Origin of the sequence: Vibrio sp. A1-b2, assembly GCF_021726015.1 — a bacterium.
Classification (GTDB): domain Bacteria; phylum Pseudomonadota; class Gammaproteobacteria; order Enterobacterales; family Vibrionaceae; genus Vibrio; species Vibrio diazotrophicus.
This window is the reverse complement of sequence record NZ_JAKKCI010000004.1, coordinates 24,822-41,605: the sequence shown is the minus strand read 5'-3', so window position 1 is coordinate 41,605 and position 16,784 is coordinate 24,822. Positions and strand designations below refer to the sequence as shown.

Annotated in this window: 16 protein-coding genes; 7 read left to right on the top strand and 9 right to left on the bottom strand. The window is 43.4% G+C overall.

Annotated features, from left to right (window positions below; all coding sequences use genetic code 11):
* Positions 1-213: 213 nt before the first annotated feature.
* Together mltF and L3V23_RS21340 are read left to right on the top strand one after the other, a co-directional pair.
* Positions 214-1,797, top strand: coding sequence for a membrane-bound lytic murein transglycosylase MltF (gene mltF, locus L3V23_RS10295; RefSeq protein ID WP_102968321.1), 1,584 nt, complete (start codon positions 214-216; stop codon positions 1,795-1,797).
* 180 nt (positions 1,798-1,977) lie between these two features.
* Complete coding sequence (locus tag L3V23_RS21340; protein WP_255209411.1) at positions 1,978-2,112, top strand: hypothetical protein; 135 nt, start codon at positions 1,978-1,980, stop codon at positions 2,110-2,112.
* Positions 2,113-2,233: 121 nt separating this feature from the next.
* Here the strand turns inward: L3V23_RS21340 and tadA are convergent, their stop codons facing one another.
* Both tadA and L3V23_RS10285 read right to left on the bottom strand, forming a co-directional pair.
* Positions 2,234-2,761 carry a tRNA adenosine(34) deaminase TadA gene (tadA, locus tag L3V23_RS10290; RefSeq protein WP_237292306.1) on the bottom strand — a complete coding sequence of 176 codons (528 nt, stop codon included), beginning with the start codon at positions 2,759-2,761 and terminating at the stop codon, positions 2,234-2,236.
* Positions 2,762-2,811: 50 nt separating this feature from the next.
* On the bottom strand, positions 2,812-3,696 hold the full coding sequence (locus tag L3V23_RS10285) for a LysR family transcriptional regulator (protein WP_237292305.1): 885 nt from the start codon (positions 3,694-3,696) through the stop codon (positions 2,812-2,814).
* A gap of 150 nt (positions 3,697-3,846) precedes the next feature.
* Between L3V23_RS10285 and L3V23_RS10280 the strand changes: the two genes are divergently transcribed.
* Together L3V23_RS10280 and fghA are read left to right on the top strand one after the other, a co-directional pair.
* Entirely contained in the window at positions 3,847-4,980 is a 1,134-nt protein-coding gene (locus L3V23_RS10280; protein ID WP_102964425.1) for an S-(hydroxymethyl)glutathione dehydrogenase/class III alcohol dehydrogenase, read from the top strand.
* Between the two features lie 94 nt (positions 4,981-5,074).
* Positions 5,075-5,923 (top strand): S-formylglutathione hydrolase, encoded by an 849-nt coding sequence (gene fghA, locus L3V23_RS10275; protein WP_102964426.1) that lies wholly within the window; start codon positions 5,075-5,077, stop codon positions 5,921-5,923.
* Between the two features lie 75 nt (positions 5,924-5,998).
* On the opposite strand, the gene L3V23_RS10270 is transcribed toward fghA, so the two are convergent.
* The 4 genes from L3V23_RS10270 to L3V23_RS10255 are packed head-to-tail and all read right to left on the bottom strand — an operon-like array spanning position 5,999 to position 8,759.
* Entirely contained in the window at positions 5,999-6,421 is a 423-nt protein-coding gene (locus L3V23_RS10270) for a prepilin-type N-terminal cleavage/methylation domain-containing protein (protein WP_237292304.1), read from the bottom strand.
* A complete protein-coding gene (locus tag L3V23_RS10265; RefSeq protein ID WP_102965375.1) occupies positions 6,411-7,649 on the bottom strand; it encodes a hypothetical protein in 1,239 nt (412 codons plus the stop codon). Before L3V23_RS10265 ends, L3V23_RS10270 begins: the two co-directional genes overlap by 11 nt.
* Complete coding sequence (locus tag L3V23_RS10260; protein ID WP_042489018.1) at positions 7,646-8,272, bottom strand: hypothetical protein; 627 nt, start codon at positions 8,270-8,272, stop codon at positions 7,646-7,648. Before L3V23_RS10260 ends, L3V23_RS10265 begins: the two co-directional genes overlap by 4 nt.
* A complete protein-coding gene (locus tag L3V23_RS10255) occupies positions 8,241-8,759 on the bottom strand; it encodes a GspH/FimT family pseudopilin (RefSeq protein ID WP_237292303.1) in 519 nt (172 codons plus the stop codon). Before L3V23_RS10255 ends, L3V23_RS10260 begins: the two co-directional genes overlap by 32 nt.
* A gap of 96 nt (positions 8,760-8,855) precedes the next feature.
* Between L3V23_RS10255 and L3V23_RS10250 the strand changes: the two genes are divergently transcribed.
* Positions 8,856-9,296 carry a type IV pilin protein gene (locus tag L3V23_RS10250; protein ID WP_237292398.1) on the top strand — a complete coding sequence of 147 codons (441 nt, stop codon included), beginning with the start codon at positions 8,856-8,858 and terminating at the stop codon, positions 9,294-9,296.
* A 60-nt stretch (positions 9,297-9,356) separates the two neighbouring features.
* Here L3V23_RS10250 and dnaJ read toward each other — a convergent pair whose 3' ends face one another.
* The 3 genes from dnaJ to grpE form a co-directional block, all read right to left on the bottom strand.
* On the bottom strand, positions 9,357-10,496 hold the full coding sequence (gene dnaJ / locus L3V23_RS10245) for a molecular chaperone DnaJ (protein WP_102954692.1): 1,140 nt from the start codon (positions 10,494-10,496) through the stop codon (positions 9,357-9,359).
* Positions 10,497-10,766: 270 nt separating this feature from the next.
* On the bottom strand, positions 10,767-12,680 hold the full coding sequence (gene dnaK, locus L3V23_RS10240; RefSeq protein ID WP_102954691.1) for a molecular chaperone DnaK: 1,914 nt from the start codon (positions 12,678-12,680) through the stop codon (positions 10,767-10,769).
* Between the two features lie 284 nt (positions 12,681-12,964).
* Positions 12,965-13,579, bottom strand: a complete 615-nt coding sequence (grpE, locus tag L3V23_RS10235) for a nucleotide exchange factor GrpE (RefSeq protein ID WP_042489049.1) — start codon at positions 13,577-13,579, stop codon at positions 12,965-12,967.
* Between the two features lie 160 nt (positions 13,580-13,739).
* Here grpE and nadK point away from each other — a divergent pair, with 160 nt between their 5' ends.
* Complete coding sequence (gene nadK, locus L3V23_RS10230; protein ID WP_042489052.1) at positions 13,740-14,624, top strand: NAD(+) kinase; 885 nt, start codon at positions 13,740-13,742, stop codon at positions 14,622-14,624.
* Between the two features lie 634 nt (positions 14,625-15,258).
* On the top strand, positions 15,259-16,677 hold the full coding sequence (tnaA, locus tag L3V23_RS10225) for a tryptophanase (RefSeq protein WP_102954689.1): 1,419 nt from the start codon (positions 15,259-15,261) through the stop codon (positions 16,675-16,677).
* Positions 16,678-16,784 lie beyond the last annotated feature (107 nt).

The following is a 16,784-nucleotide window of genomic DNA, read 5'->3' as shown; positions in this document are numbered from 1 at the left end:
GATTTCATCTCTTTGATGCGAGCGCATTATAGAGGATTTTTTTTTGTGACGTAACACCAAAAGCAACCGTTTGCGTCATTTTTTTCATTAATTTTGAATTTCACCCTGTTTGAACAATTTTCAGACACAACAAGCTTAGTAACAAGCTATCACTTTGCCATACGAGCAGCCTTTGATATAAAGGCACTAATTGATGTAAGAGATCTCAAATTAATGACAAAGCTTTTTTATCATTCACTCAGCCGTGGCTTCACTCTATTTTTAATGACTCTTCTCGTAAGTGGTTGCCAAATAGATTCCGAACCAAAAAGTGAACTTGACCAGATCCGTGAACGCGGCGTCTTGCGTGTTGGTACATTAAACAACCAACTCTCTTATTACATCGGTCCAGATGGCCCTTCTGGGTTGGATTATGAATTAGCCAGAGAATTTGCAGCACAACTGAATGTCAAACTTGAGATGAAGCCCGCTTATCGCCTCTCAAGTCTGTTTCCTGCGCTCAAAAATGGCGAGATCGATATCATCGCTGCAGGTCTTAGCCAATCGGAAGAACGTCTGAAAGACTACCGCGCCGGCCCTGCTTACTACTACGTATCTCAACAAGTAGTGTATAAAAAAGGCCAATGGCGTCCGCGTAATATTCAGCAGCTTGTCAATAAGCAACAAGAGCTTGAAGATCAAAATGACGGCCAATCTATTTTCAGTGTGGTTGATGATTCTCACTTTGAAACAACGCTCAACGGACTAAAGAAAGATTACCCTGATTTTGATTTCCATATTGATACCAATTCAGACGTCAACGATCTGCTCAAAAGCGTTTCCGAAGGTTCATTGCTGTTTACTATGGCAGATTCGGTAGAAGTTTCACTTTCTCAACGTATTTACCCTGACCTCGCGTCTGCCTTTGAAGTGACAGAAGACCAACCTATCTCTTGGTTTATGCGTCGTTCACAAGACGAAAGCCTGTATGCCATGATGATTGAGTTCTTTGGTGAACTAAAACAATCAGGCTCGCTCGCATCATTAGAAGAAAAATACATTGGTCACATTGGCACTTTCGACTATGTAGATACGCGTGCATTTATTCGAGCGCTTGATAACCGACTGCCTAAATGGGCTCCGTTATTCCAGAAATATTCGGATGAATTTGACTGGCGCTTGATTGCGGCACTGGCTTATCAGGAGTCTCATTGGAACCCTAGAGCTAAATCACCAACCGGTGTACGTGGCATGATGATGCTGACGCTACCAACTGCGAAAAGTGTTGATGTCTCCAACCGCCTTGACCCAGAACAGTCGGTTAGAGGTGGTGTCGAGTACCTACGAAGAATGGTGGCGCGAGTTCCAGATTCCATTTCTGATCACGAAAAAATCTGGTTTGCCCTTGCTTCCTATAACGTCGGTTACGGACACATGATGGATGCTCGTCGACTCACCAAACTTCAGGGCAGTGATCCGGATACTTGGGCAGAAGTAAAAGACAGACTACCTTTGTTACGTCAGAAGAAATATTTCTCGAAGACCATCTATGGTTATGCTCGTGGTGATGAAGCGAGAAACTATGTTGAGAACATACGTCGTTACTATCAAAGTATCATTGGCCATTTAGAGCAACAGAAAGTGGTTAGCGTCGAATCTGGCACCGATGACATCACGGTGATTCATTTACCGGAAGAGGATGAAAGTGATGAAAGTACCCTTGACGAATCTATTGATGATTCGCAAAACGATGAAGAGAGCTTAGATTCTGAGCAAGCAGAATCGGCAAGCGATAACCCTGCATCAATTCAAAAATAAACACTTGATTTTTTTCTTCGGAACCCATAAATAGATATGTGCATCCGCTCTTACTCTACAAATAAAAACAAGTAAGAGTCGGATACATAAAAACGTCAAATAAGTTTGATAGTTTGGCGCCCTGATTGGATGAATAATTGGGGTTTGTTGTGATAGTTAGTACTGAAAGGGGGACGTTTTATGCTTAAACGTAGGCCTAAACTCCTTAACAAAGCAGTATCAGCTAACCGCCGTCGCCGTATGCTAGCCAATACAAAAAAGAAAGTGCTAGCACGTCATCGAGCGTATGTACATTTGGAAGAACAGTACTTGTAATCAGCTGATATTTTAGGGACGCAAACATCTACGAATGTAGATGTTTGCCAAAGACCCACTACCAATCGTTTTATTCACTCGTCTTATTTCGTTCTATCCCGCAACTTCCCACTTGTTACTTTTATTTCTCAACCGTTTGATCTCGTTTCTGTTCATCTTTTAATGCTTTAATTTCTTTGCGACGACGCTTGAAGAAGGCCTGTAACTGCTGGCGACACTCATCCTCTAATAAACCTTTTTCTATCGTGGCGTAGTGATAAGCCGCAGGGCTGTCAAAGATGTTCAATACCGTACCTGCGGCACCGGCTTTAAGGTCAGGAGCACCATAGACAATTCGCTTTACTCGACTATGCAATAAAGCGCCAGCACACATAGGACAAGGTTCCAACGTGACATACAAAGTTGTATCTAACAGGCGATAGTTTTCTAACTTCTCTCCCGCCTGACGTAATACCTGAATTTCAGCGTGAGCCGTTGCGTCATGATTGCCAATTGAACGGTTCCAGCCTTGAGCGATGATTTCACCATCTTTAACCAATACCGCGCCAACAGGAACTTCTCCTTGCTCTTCAGCCTTAGCGGCTAAAGCCATCGCTTGGCGCATAAAGTCTTCGTCTTGTGGGCTAAATTCCGCTTGGGATTGCGTCATTATTCTCTCTCTTGTTGGACTTGGGTTTGTTTGCCCTTTATTGGACGAAATTATACAACAGCTTCGGCTGATAAGCTTTGCGCAAGGTAATCCACCAGCAGGCGGACTTTGGCCGAGAGATGCCGATTGTGAGGATAAAGCGCCCACACTCCTTCTCTATCATCACGATACGAAGGAAGTACTTCGACTAATGCTCCTGAAGCTAAGTGTTCACTTACGTAGTAATCCGGTAGCTGAACCATGCCCATTCCGCGCAGTGCAGCATCCAACAGAACGATCCCGCTATTGCAGTTAATATTACCTTTCACCCGAATAGAGCGTGACTGGCCGTGTTCCTTGAAACGCCAGTGATCATAAGTTCCAATCAAACATTGATGTTTATTAAGCTCAGACAATGTATGAGGCACGCCGAAGCGAGACAGGTATTCTGGCGTTGCACAAACATATAACTGTCGATTACTCAGTTTCTTAGCCCGAAAACTGGAATCGTCTAACTGCCCCAAACGGATTGCCAAATCGACACCTTGTTCAATTAAGTCGAGCTTTTGGTTAGTGAGCACTAACTCTAAATTTAGCTGTTCATGTTGCTGAAGAAACTGATGAAGTAGAGGCGCAATTTTTTGCTCTCCGTAAGTCACTGGTGCAGTCACTTTGAGTTTGCCTTGCGGCGTTTGCTGCATCTGAGTAACGGTTTGCTCTGCTTGCTCTAAACCTTCAACCAACACTCGACATTGCTGAAAGTAAACCAGCCCTGCTTCAGTCAGAGACACTTTACGTGTCGTTCTTACCAGCAACTTCACTTTCAGTCGCTCTTCAAGCGTTGCGACACGGCGACTGATATTCGCCACCGAAGTGTTTAAGCGCAGCGAGGCCTGAGTGAAGCTTCCACACTCAGCGACCGCAATAAACTCGTTAATTCCTTCCCAACCTGCCATCAACAACTCTTTTTGATTATTACAATAGTGTAAAAGTTATTCTCATTTTCACCCAATTATTAACCAAAGAGAAGCTTCTATACTAAAAGACTACTGATGGTGTTGGGAGTACACCAAACACTCCTCGTTATTGATTAAAAGGATGACCACATGTCACAAGACAAATTCATAAAATCACGCGCTGCGGTTGCGTGGGGTCCAAACCAACCTCTTAAAATCGAAGAAGTTGATGTCATGCTTCCTCGTAAAGGTGAAGTGTTAGTACGAATTGTGGCATCAGGTGTTTGTCATACTGATGCATTCACGTTATCCGGCGAAGACCCAGAAGGCGTGTTCCCATCAATTCTTGGTCACGAAGGTGGCGGTATTGTTGAGATGGTGGGCGAAGGTGTTACTTCTGTAGAAGTCGGTGATCACGTTATCCCACTTTACACAGCGGAATGTGGCGAGTGTAAGTTCTGTAAATCAGGTAAGACTAACCTGTGCCAAGCAGTTCGCGCTACCCAAGGTAAAGGTTTAATGCCTGATGGTACAACTCGCTTTTACAAAGATGGTCAGCCTATTTATCACTACATGGGTTGCTCAACCTTCTCTGAATACACTGTACTGCCTGAAATTTCTCTTGCGAAAGTGAATAAAGAAGCACCATTAGAAGAAATCTGTCTGTTAGGTTGCGGTGTCACAACGGGTATGGGCGCGGTAATCAACACCGCTAAAGTGAAGAAAGGCGACACTGTCGCTATCTTCGGTCTGGGCGGTATTGGTCTTTCGGCGATTATCGGTGCTCGCATGGTCGGTGCAAGCCGCATCATAGGTATTGATATCAACGAGAAGAAATTCGAACTAGCGAAACAGCTTGGTGCGACAGATTGTATCAATCCACAACACTTCGATAAGCCGATTCAGGAAGTGATTGTTGAGATGACAGACGGTGGCGTGGACTTCTCATTTGAATGTATCGGTAACGTCAACGTGATGCGCCAAGCGCTCGAATGCTGCCATAAGGGCTGGGGCGAATCCGTTATCATCGGTGTTGCTGGCGCAGGTCAAGAGATCTCTACTCGCCCATTCCAGTTGGTCACTGGCCGTGTGTGGCGTGGTAGTGCATTTGGCGGCGTTAAAGGTCGTTCACAACTTCCGGGCATCGTTGAGCAATACCTTGCTGGTGAGTTTGGTTTGCAAGAGTTTATCACTCACACCATGGCCTTAGATGAGATCAACGATGCATTCGATTTAATGCATGCTGGCGAAAGTATTCGCTCTGTCGTTCACTTCAATAAGTAGTGCAAAACGATATCTAAAAACAGCGTATACCCTATAACTTCGAGTGGCTGCGAACTTGGGCAGCCACTACGAAAAACTGGGTATAGGAGGAAGAATGAGTTTAATTAATCATAGCCAAGCGAAAGTTTTCGATGGCTGGCACAAGCAATACATTCATCAATCCAGCACACTCAATTGTGAAATGCGCTTTGCCATTTATCTGCCGTTAGAAGCGACTGAAGATAAACCAGTGCCTGTACTGTATTGGTTATCAGGTCTCACCTGTACTGACGAAAATTTCATGCAGAAAGCGGGCGCGTTTAAAAAAGCCGCAGAGTTAGGGATTGCGATTGTCGCTCCAGATACCAGCCCTAGAGGTGAAGGTGTGCCTGATGATCCGGAAGGAGCTTACGATTTTGGCCTCGGTGCAGGTTTTTATCTCAACGCTACTCAAGAACCATGGCAGGAACATTATCAGATGTACAGCTACATCGTTGATGAACTGCCACAGCTGATAGAAGCAAATTTCCCTGTTAGTAAGCGCAAAGCCATTTCAGGGCATAGTATGGGTGGTCACGGAGCCTTGACGATTGGCATCAAGAACCCAACGACTTATTTGTCGATATCTGCATTTAGCCCGATTTGTCATCCTATGGCTGTGCCGTGGGGACAAAAGGCATTTCGCAACTACTTAGGTGAAGACAAGAGCAAATGGCTACAGTATGACGCAGTCGAGCTAATGAAAACTCATCTAGTGACGGCGCCAATATTGGTTGACCAAGGAAACGCGGATAGTTTCTTAACTGAGCAACTCAAACCAGAGACATTGCAATCAGCAGCCATTGAAGCAAAAGCAAACTTAACTCTGCGTATTCAGCCAGGGTATGACCACAGCTACTACTTCATTCAGACATTTATCGATGATCACCTAGAGTTTCACGCTAAATATCTTAAAACTGAGTAATGATTTATCTCAATTCAAAAAGCCCGCGACATGCGGGCTTTTTTATCTAATACTGCTTATAGTTCTCTTGAATGACTAGGTATTAAACTCACTGTATTTGGACAACATGGTTTGCAGAGAGACCGTTTGCTTACTTCCGTTTCGGTCAAACCAAGATACTTCCATAGTGATCGTTTTTACTGCCAATGTTGGATTGGGCTCATGAACATCCCAACTCACTTTGTACACAGGGTCTTCGTTACATACATAAGAAGCGATGTTCCTATCATAGTCAGGCGTTCTAACGCGCATATGAGCCGCTCTAGAACCTCGAGTTCGAAACCACTCCAGCCTCTGCTCTGCAACATTCAACGCTTTAATGCTGTGTAGGGCATAATCTGCACGTTGTTCAATATAAGCTTGAAGTTTGATAAGTCCCAAAGCACTAACGCCAATCAAAGCAAAAGTGATCATCACTTCAATCAAACTAAAACCTGACTGTTTGTTTTTATTCTGCATACCAAGATCCTTCTCTCCACCTTGGTGGATTAACATTTGCCTGTACGTTATTGATGACATCACCATTAAAATTGACTTCTAATGAATCATTAAATACTGCTGACTGCCCCGGTGTATCAAAGTATTGCCCACCAGATAAACTGAACGCACCATATTGATAATATGAAGCTATGTTTCGAAAAGATCGCTCAACAACAGAAGAAGGATGATTCAAAATCCTATCCGCAACAAAGCCTCTCCATTGAATGGGAGATGCAACAAACTCTCGATTAAAATGGAATAAAACCCCTTTGAACGGCTCAGACGAGCCACCGGGAGGCTTACCCATCACTGAAAAAACGCCTTCGTGAACAAGTATTAGAACACCGTCAGTAGCAGAAGCCGCATTGACCAAGTTATTGTATTCAGACATTTTGATCTCACATCCCCCTTCAACCCAGAGGAAATGTTTGCCAGAACGAATTTGCGATGCCAATGCGCTGCCGCAGTTATACACTTGCTTAGGATACCCAACGCCCTCCATCACAGTTACTTTGTCACTCATTTTCACCTTGTCATGTTCGTGAGCAGGGACATTAAAGAACTGTTCGAATAGAGATAAATGGGCATCTTGTACGAAATCTTTTCCTAAATGTCCCCACGATTGACCGAAAGAGCGATGAGAACCAAGGCAGTCTTTGTAACCGGGGTTACTAAAATCTTCATAGGGTTTTCTGCCGTGAACTACTCCCTGATTAACCAACGATGGTGAATAAAAACGTCTCCCATAACGAAGAGCGACACACTCCCAACCTCTCTCCGTTAACTTACCAGGATCAGGCGTTGCAAATGACAAACTAGAATGAAAATACAAATCCGCATTGGACTGTATTGCCCCTGAGCTCAATCTATTCTTAATCAAGATTTCTTTTTCTACAGTACTGTAACCACTTTGTGCTACCACACGCTGACCATGAACAGAAGGGACAAAGGAAGCAATGACTCCATGCCCAGAACCACAATCAGTAATATTTTGTGGAACCTTATTTTCAGCTCGGAACTGCGCATAACCACACTCAATAGCACCTTCCGCTAACCAATGGTTTTGCCGAGATTTAATTTCATTTTGGGAGCGTTTAATTTGGTAAAAAAGAGATTTCTGAGTGCCCAACGTCACCGTTAATGCCACCATCAATAAAATGGAGGTGACAGCTAAAGTTGTAACACCTTTTTGTAAGCACCTACTCATTGCCAGTTCCTCTGCGTCACTTTGATCTCTAAATATTGATTAATTTCAGGCTCTTTCGTCAGATGAGCAGCCATGCGAACAATAACAAAGGCACTTTCAACATCATCACTATCAATCTGATGGCTAGTAACGGAAAATTGGTTCACGGATATTTGGTTAGGATCAAACACGGAATAGCAGTTACCAAATTGAGTTGCAGCAGAATAAACAGAGATCAACGTTGGCCGGCTTTTTTCGCAGAACATCAGACTAGAAGTTTTACTATTTAACCAATACAGCACATGTCTATATTCAGGAGGAGTGCTTGAACGAACTTTATACACATACCCCAATGCGTTAGGTTTGCTATGTACATAGGTGACCTTTGACTCGCCCAAAAATCGCGCTGAAGTATCAAATCCATCATCGAACCCAGCTCTTAATATGTCCTCTTTTAGTTGATGCAATGTGCTTGATACGTTCTGTAACAGCATAATTTGTTTACTTTTTTCACTAGCAGATTTTTGCGTTGAAAGGAGCACACTACCAATAGTCGTTAATGCTATTCCTCCTAATAAAGCTGCAACCATGAATTCAACAATGGAGAAACCACTACATTTGCGAACTGCACTGCGAGTAACCATAAAACTCTCCTCCTTCTGCGCAAACAATGATTCGACTAGCACCAAACGAGCTTCTTAAATTCAATGGTTTCTCTATCAGATCAGTTAATGCAAAACGTAAGGTGCCATTACTTATCTTGCCTCTGATGCCATTGAACTTAATTTGATTCGATAGGTAATTGGATTGGAAATGTATGTTTCTATACTTATCGCCAGCCATAACTTGTATCGTTTCCCCTGTACCTGAAGTTTCAGAATCAGTCACACGTATAGACCACTTCCCCGTTACCGTCGGATTACTATCCATTTCAATATGAGCCCAGAGATCTTTATTACGAAAAACAGCTTCAGATTTAGCCTGAACAAGAAACCCGTGTATTTCAGAAGCTAAATTCCTGATTTTGTGTTTCTGTTGGTAGAGATAAAGATTCGGCGCAGCAAAAGCTAACAACACCGACATAATAGAAATCGTGATGAGCATCTCTAGTAAAGTGAACCCGCGAAGCATTTCCCAAATTCCTCTGTAAGTCTTGCAATTAATATGAATCAACTTGCAACGATACTAACAGGTACTAAAAATGGCGTAGGTTGATATGGAGAAGTAATAGAAATGATTCGTACATTTTACTGCAAGATAGCATCACGTAAGCATCAAGGTTTGACACTCATCGAATTAATCCTCGTTGTGGCCATCATTGGAATTCTAGGTTCTATCGCCTACCCCAACTACAGTGACCACATTAGGAAAGCACATAGAAAGCAGGCAATGGCCGATATGTCTAAATTGCAACTCTATTTGGAAGAGCACTACGACAATGGTTATTCAGCGGATACCATAATGACGAACGGTATTTGCAACAGCTTTTGCGAAGTTGATAGTGACAGATATGAGATATCGGCGACCGTCAGTAATACAGGCTATTTGATTACAGCGACACCGAAAGCAACAAAAGGGCAGAACAACGACACTTGCCTAGGGAATACCTATACCAAGTTGACGCTAGCACATACAGGAGAAAGCTTACCCAGCGGTTGCTGGCTTTAAGCTTCAAATACAAATAAGGCCAGCAATGCTGGCCTTATCTTTATATCTCGTGACTAGATATTAGCTGGTTAGGTCATCGAAGAACTTCTTAACACCGTTGAAGAAACCTTCTGATTTAGGTTTGTGCTTTTGGCCCGCTTCGCCACCAAAAGAGTCTTCCAGTTCACGTAGCAGTTCTTTTTGACGTGAGCTGAGCTTCACAGGCGTTTCTACCACCAGCTTCACTAGCAAGTCACCAATTGCACCACCGCGAACACTCTTCACGCCTTTACCACGCATACGGAACATACGGCCTGTTTGCGTCTCTTCCGGCACTTTAAGGTTTACACGACCATCAAGAGTTGGGACTTCAACTTCACCGCCAAGGGCAGCCATAGCAAAGCTTACTGGCACTTCACAGTAAAGGTTGTTGCCATCACGTTCAAAAATGTGGTGCTCTTTCACGTGTACTTGTACGTACAAATCACCTGCTGGTGCACCCATTTCTCCCGCTTCACCTTCGCCAGATAAACGAATGCGATCGCCAGTATCCACACCTGCAGGGATCTTAACGTTAAGGGTTTTGGTTTTTTGCTTGCGACCTTGACCATGACAGTCATTACATGGGTCTTTAATGATCTTGCCTTTACCATTACAGGTAGGACAGGTCTGTTGTACAGCGAAGAAACCTTGGCGCATTTGTACTTGACCGTGACCGTGACAGGTTCCACAGGTTTGTGCAGATGTGCCTTTCTTAGCACCAGAGCCATTACAAGTATCACAATGAACCAGTGTTGGTACTTCGATTTCTTTGCTGCAACCGCGAACCGCTTCTTCTAGAGTCAGTTCCATGTTGTAACGTAGGTCTGCACCACGCTGTGCGCGAGGACCGCCGCCACGACGAGCACCACCGAAGATGTCACCAAACACATCACCGAAGATGTCACCAAAATCAGCACCGCCACCACCAAAGCCGCCACCGCCCATGCCACCTTGTTCAAAGGCTGCATGACCATATTGGTCATAAGCGGCTTTCTTCTGATCATCCGTCAGAATTTCGTACGCTTCTTTTACTTCTTTAAACTTATCCGCAGCAGTCGCATCACCCGGGTTGCGGTCTGGGTGAAATTTCATTGCTAGGCGCTTATACGCCTTTTTGATATCGCGCTCTGAGGCATCACGGCTAACGCCTAATACTTCGTAAAAATCACGTTTTGACATGTTTTAAACTACCAATTACTTTGAGCGAGAAGCGCATTGCTTCTCCGTCTTTTATCAATCAATCTAGATAATATTACTGACAACAAATTTAGGTTTTAATTAGCAATCAATATGTTGACGCTATCAGTTGACGAGCAAATAGTATTATCTAGATAGACTCTACAACTAGAAACATGCGGGCGAGAGAGAAACTCTGACGCCCGCAAGTAAATAGCATGAGTCGTGAACACAGATGACTTGTCATTAAACAAGCCATCCGCTTACAACAAATTATTTCTTGTCGTCTTTCACTTCTTCAAATTCAGCGTCAACAACATCGTCTTCTTTAGAAGCTGATTGCTGCTCAGCGCCCGCACCTTGTTGTGCTTGTGCTTGCTGTTGAGCAATTTCCATTAGCTTTTGAGAAGCTTCCATCAACGCTTGAACTTTTGCGTCGATTTCTGCTTTGTCGTCGCCTTTCTTCGCAGTTTCTAGTGCTGCCACAGCGGCTTCGATTTTCTCTTTATCTTCTGCTGGAAGAGCTTCACCTGCTTCAGCAACTTGTTTTTGAGTTGCGTGAATCATTTGGTCAGCTTGGTTACGTGCAGTTGCTAGCTCTTCGAACTTCTTGTCCGCTTCTTTGTTAGCTTCTGCTTCTTGTACCATTTTCTCGATTTCTTCGTCGCTCAAACCGCCAGAAGCTTGGATAGTGATCTTCTGCTCTTTGCCAGTTTGTTTATCTTTCGCAGATACGTGCAGGATACCGTCCGCATCTAGGTCGAAGATAACTTCGATCTGAGGCATACCACGTGGTGCAGGTTGAATACCTTCTAGGTTGAATTGACCTAGAGACTTGTTATAAGTCGCTTGCTTACGCTCACCTTGCAGTACGTGAATCGTTACTGCACTTTGGTTATCTTCAGCAGTTGAGAACACTTGGTTCGCTTTAGTAGGAATCGTAGTGTTTTTCTCAATTAGCTTAGTCATAACGCCACCCATAGTCTCGATACCTAGAGACAGTGGAGTTACGTCTAGAAGAAGTACGTCTTTAACGTCACCAGCAAGTACACCACCTTGAACTGCAGCACCAACGGCTACTGCTTCATCAGGGTTCACGTCTTTACGTGGCTCTTTACCGAAGAACTCAGTAACTTTCTTCTGAACCATAGGCATACGAGTTTGACCACCAACTAGGATAACGTCAGTGATGTCGCCTACAGATAGATCAGCATCCGCTAGAGCAACTTTTAGTGGATCTAATGAACGTTGAACCAAATCTTCAACTAGAGATTCTAGTTTCGCACGTGAAACTTTGATGTTCATGTGCTTAGGACCAGTCGCATCAGCAGTGATGTATGGTAGGTTCACGTCAGTTGACTGTGCTGAAGAAAGTTCGATTTTCGCTTTTTCTGCCGCTTCTTTTAGACGCTGCATTGCAAGTGGATCGTTCTTCAGGTTGATACCTTGTTCTTTGTTGAACTCGTCAACCAAGTAGTTGATTAGACGGTTATCAAAGTCTTCACCACCTAGGTGAGTGTCACCATTGGTAGAAAGAACTTCGAAAGTCTTCTCGCCTTCAACTTCATCGATTTCGATGATTGAAATATCGAATGTACCACCACCAAGGTCGTATACAGCGATAACGCGGTCGCCGCCCTTCTTGTCCAAACCGTAAGCTAGAGCAGCTGCAGTTGGTTCGTTGATGATACGTTTTACTTCTAGACCTGCAATACGACCAGCATCTTTCGTTGCTTGACGTTGAGCATCGTTGAAGTAAGCCGGAACTGTGATTACAGCGCCAGTTACTTCTTCACCTAGGAAGTCTTCTGCAGTTTTCTTCATTTTCTTAAGAACTTCTGCTGAAACTTGAGGTGCAGCCATTTTTTGGCCTTTCGCTTCAACCCATGCGTCACCGTTATCAGCACGTACAATTTTGTATGGCATGATTTCGATATCGCGCTGAACTTCTTCGTCTTCGAAACGACGACCGATAAGACGCTTAATAGCAAATAGCGTGTTTTCTGGGTTCGTTACAGCTTGACGTTTTGCAGGTTGACCGACCAATGTTTCGCCGTCTGTATATGCAATAATAGAAGGGGTGGTACGCTCACCTTCTGCGTTTTCAATTACGCGAGGTTTGTCGCCGTCTAGTACAGCAACACATGAGTTAGTCGTACCTAAGTCAATACCAATGATTCTACCCATCAGGCTATCTCCGAAATAAATTCTCTGTTCGTTTGTTATGCCCTTATCGGGCTACAAAGCTAAACATGTATGTTTGCTTCTTGTATGCCCCATAGATAAGGGCGCCAAAAAGCATTTCAAGGGGAAAAATGAAAAAAAATAAAAATTATCGGCTTTTCGAGTGTTTTTTTTGATGCTGGATAAAAACTCAGCGCTCTACCACCTGGTTTCACCCGATAACGATTGTCTTTCGACAAAGTAAACGGGAGGCTCTTGCCTCCCGTTTTCGTTCTTTTTCAGTAAGATTACTTAGCAACCATTACCATCGCTGGTCGAACTACACGACCGTTTAACTCGTAACCTTTTTGCATTACGAACATAACCGTGTTTGATTCGTGGTCTGGGCTTTCTTGAATTGACATCGCTTGATGGAATTCAGGATTGAAAGCTTCACCCTCTGGATTAATTTCTTTCAAACCGAACTTCTCAATTACACCAATGAACGTTTTGTGTGTTAGTTCAACACCTTCAATCACAGGTTTAATTGCTTCGTTTTCCATGTCAGCCGCTTGAATTGCACGTTCTAGGTTATCGATAACCGGCAACAGTTCTTCAGCAAAACGGTTCAAAGCAAATTTACGTGCTTTATCAATTTCTTGCTCAGAACGACGACGCATGTTCTCAACTTCAGCTTTAGCGCGTAGTACGCTGTCTTGCTGATCTTTCAAACGCTGTTCAGTAGAAAGCAATGCCGCTTCTAGCTGAGCAATTTTTGCTTCTTGCTCATCAAGCACTTCGCCTTCTTGCGCGTCATCTTGATTCCAATCGATATCAGCATCAGTGCCGACAGCTTCAGCTTCAACTTCAACCGCTTCAGGCTTCAGCTCTTCATCTTTAACTTTGTTTTCTTCGTTGCTCATGATATCTCCTGCATTCCTTCAGTTATCTCTTTTACGTAATAACCGCTAAGGAACTGAATTCTCTTTTACGTTCTTGACACAAAAATTCGCATAAAAGCGTAACTTGCCCTTATTATGGGGATGAAGAATTTTGATTCAAGCCTAATTCAGTTGGAAACTTATGAAAAAACCATTTGAAGTCATCGCCATCATTGGCAAGCCTAGAGATCAACAAGCAATTCAGACTCACAAAGAATTGTATCAGTGGCTTACAACTCTAGGTTATTCCGTATTTATTGACGACAGGCTCAAAGAAATTTTAACGGATATTCCTCAAGACCACTTCTCTAGTTTAATCGAACTTGGCAAGCAGGCAGATCTCGCGATTGTTGTCGGTGGTGACGGCAATATGTTGGGTGCCGCTCGCGTACTTTCTCGCTTTGATATCTCTGTGATCGGTGTTAATCGTGGCAACTTAGGCTTTCTGACCGATTTAAACCCTGAAGATTTCCAAACACACCTGCAAGCAGTCTTGCAAGGGGAATACATGGAAGAGGAACGCTTCTTACTGGAAGCGGAAGTTCACCGTCACGGGCAAATCAAAAGCCACAATGCAGCTTTGAACGAAGCTGTACTTCACCCTGGCAAAATTGCTCATATGATCGAGTTCGAGGTGTACATTGATGACAAGTTCGCTTTCTCTCAGCGTTCAGACGGTCTGATCATCTCTACCCCAACAGGTTCCACAGCCTATTCTCTTTCTGGTGGCGGTCCTATTGTCTCCCCTAGCCTCAATGCAATTACGCTGGTGCCAATGTTCCCGCACACACTTTCTTGTCGTCCATTAGTGGTTGATGGTAAGCGCCGTATTAAATTGGTGGTGTCACCAGACAACCGAGGTACTCAGGAAGTCAGTTGCGATGGTCAAATATCACTACCAGTATCTCCAGGTGATGAAGTGATCATTTATCAAAGCCCCAATGTACTCAAGTTAATCCACCCGAAGGATTACAGTTACTACAGTGTATTGAGAAGCAAGTTGGGCTGGTCGAGTAAATTGTTTTAAACCAACCACTTCACTTTCTAGTCACTATCGACCTCGGTTAATAATACCGAGGTCTTTTTATAGAAAAATATTAATATTTAATAGATTTTTTTAGTTTTAATTTATTTTCCATCATAAATTTATTTAGCCCCCGCTACTTATTTGTGAGCCATGATTTATTCCACATTCAAGTTAAGGACTTCGGTCACAATTATTATTTCCGTCAATTTACTTACCAATAAACTTGGTTAAGAATCCATCCATCAGTCAACCAGCTATAACTCACAGCGGATTTAGATATGAGTAAAAATCTAAAAATTCAAAATAAGTTATGGTCAAGCTCCCTAGCTTGGTACACGCACGACTATCAAATCTCAATCTTACCTTCTTTTGCACACGCCTAGTCTGCTAGGTTGTTTCTGCATTCTTCCGAATCATTTAAACAATCAGCATCAACGTTAAATCTATTTATATCGTTTTTCGATACTTGCATTCTTCTTTATTAATTTAAAGTTATGGCTTGGTCATTCTTAAATAGATTTATTTAACTCGAATTTTATCGCTAATTATTTAGCGCGATATTTTGCACCCTAAATATAAAACAGGTGTCGAATAATATCGCCTGACAAAAATTAAAATATTTAAAGGTATTATCATGGAAAACTTTAAACACTTACCAGAACCATTCCGCATTCGTGTTGTTGAGCCAGTAAAACGTACAACTCGTGAATATCGTGAAGAAGCCATTCTTAAAGCGGGCATGAACCCATTCCTGCTAGACAGTGATGATGTGTTTATCGACCTTTTAACAGATAGTGGTACCGGTTCTATTACACAAAGAATGCAAGCAGCAATGCTCATGGGTGACGAAGCATACAGTGGCAGCCGCAGCTACTATGCGCTTGCGAATGCTGTGAAAGATATCTTCGGTTATGAGTTAACTATCCCAACTCACCAAGGCCGTGGTGCTGAGCAAATCTATATTCCTGTACTGATTAAAAAACGTGAAAAAGAAAAAGGCCTAGACCGTTCAAAAATGGTGGCGTTGTCTAACTACTTCTTCGACACCACTCAGGGGCACACTCAGGTTAACTGCTGTGTAGCGAAAAACGTCTACACCGAAGAAGCGTTCGATACATCTGTCAATGCAGATTTCAAAGGTAACTTTGATATCGCGAAACTGGAAATGGCGATTGAAGAAGCAGGACCTGCGAACGTACCTTACATTGTCAGCACGATTACTTGTAACTCTGCAGGTGGTCAGCCTGTCTCTATCGCTAACTTAAAAGCGGTATACGAAATTGCTCAACGCTACGATATTCCAGTCATCATGGACTCAGCTCGTTTTGCCGAGAATGCTTACTTTATCCAACAACGTGAGCCGGGTTACCAAGATTGGACTATCGAAGAAATCACTCGTGAAACTTACAAATACGCCGATGGTTTAGCGATGTCTGCTAAGAAAGATGCGATGGTTCAAATGGGCGGTCTGTTGTGTTTCAAAGATGAATCAATGATGGACGTTTACACTGAGTGTCGTACGCTTTGTGTGGTTCAGGAAGGTTTCCCTACCTATGGTGGTCTTGAAGGCGGAGCAATGGAGCGCCTTGCAGTCGGTCTTTACGATGGCATGCGTCAAGACTGGCTAGAGTACCGAATCGGTCAGGTTCAGTACCTTGTTGATGGTCTTGAAGCGATTGGGGTTGTGTGTCAGCAAGCTGGCGGTCACGCTGCATTCGTTGATGCTGGCAAACTATTACCTCACATCCCTTCTCATCAGTTCCCAGCTCATGCTTTAGCTTGTGAACTCTACAAAGTAGCGGGCATTCGTGCTGTAGAAATCGGTTCACTACTATTGGGTCGTGACCCTGCAACCGGTAAACAACACCCTTGTCCTGCTGAGTTGTTACGTTTAACCATTCCTCGTGCGACTTACACTCAAACACACATGGACTTCGTTATCGAAGCATTTGGGAAAGTAAAAGAGAATGCTCACAACGTGAAGGGACTCGATTTCACTTACGAGCCACCAGTGCTACGCCACTTCACCGCTCGTCTAAAAGAAGTTGAATAATAACTAAATCAAGCGCGCCTAATTGGCGCGCTATTTCCCTCTAAATCGAGCAAAACAAAATCTATAAATTTAGCGGGCTTTTTTCCTCAACATGAAACTTAAACAAG

Bases quoted from the DNA above. Each gene is read 5' to 3' on its own strand.
- mltF (WP_102968321.1), top strand. From the start codon at position 214: ATGACAAAGCTTTTTTATCATTCACTCAGCCGTGGCTTCACTCTATTT.
- L3V23_RS21340 (WP_255209411.1), top strand. From the start codon at position 1,978: ATGCTTAAACGTAGGCCTAAACTCCTTAACAAAGCAGTATCAGCTAAC.
- tadA (WP_237292306.1), bottom strand. From the start codon at position 2,761: ATGACGCAATCCCAAGCGGAATTTAGCCCACAAGACGAAGACTTTATG.
- L3V23_RS10285 (WP_237292305.1), bottom strand. From the start codon at position 3,696: ATGGCAGGTTGGGAAGGAATTAACGAGTTTATTGCGGTCGCTGAGTGT.
- L3V23_RS10280 (WP_102964425.1), top strand. From the start codon at position 3,847: ATGTCACAAGACAAATTCATAAAATCACGCGCTGCGGTTGCGTGGGGT.
- fghA (WP_102964426.1), top strand. From the start codon at position 5,075: ATGAGTTTAATTAATCATAGCCAAGCGAAAGTTTTCGATGGCTGGCAC.
- L3V23_RS10270 (WP_237292304.1), bottom strand. From the start codon at position 6,421: ATGCAGAATAAAAACAAACAGTCAGGTTTTAGTTTGATTGAAGTGATG.
- L3V23_RS10265 (WP_102965375.1), bottom strand. From the start codon at position 7,649: ATGAGTAGGTGCTTACAAAAAGGTGTTACAACTTTAGCTGTCACCTCC.
- L3V23_RS10260 (WP_042489018.1), bottom strand. From the start codon at position 8,272: ATGGTTACTCGCAGTGCAGTTCGCAAATGTAGTGGTTTCTCCATTGTT.
- L3V23_RS10255 (WP_237292303.1), bottom strand. From the start codon at position 8,759: ATGCTTCGCGGGTTCACTTTACTAGAGATGCTCATCACGATTTCTATT.
- dnaJ (WP_102954692.1), bottom strand. From the start codon at position 10,496: ATGTCAAAACGTGATTTTTACGAAGTATTAGGCGTTAGCCGTGATGCC.
- dnaK (WP_102954691.1), bottom strand. From the start codon at position 12,680: ATGGGTAGAATCATTGGTATTGACTTAGGTACGACTAACTCATGTGTT.
- grpE (WP_042489049.1), bottom strand. From the start codon at position 13,579: ATGAGCAACGAAGAAAACAAAGTTAAAGATGAAGAGCTGAAGCCTGAA.
- nadK (WP_042489052.1), top strand. From the start codon at position 13,740: ATGAAAAAACCATTTGAAGTCATCGCCATCATTGGCAAGCCTAGAGAT.
- tnaA (WP_102954689.1), top strand. From the start codon at position 15,259: ATGGAAAACTTTAAACACTTACCAGAACCATTCCGCATTCGTGTTGTT.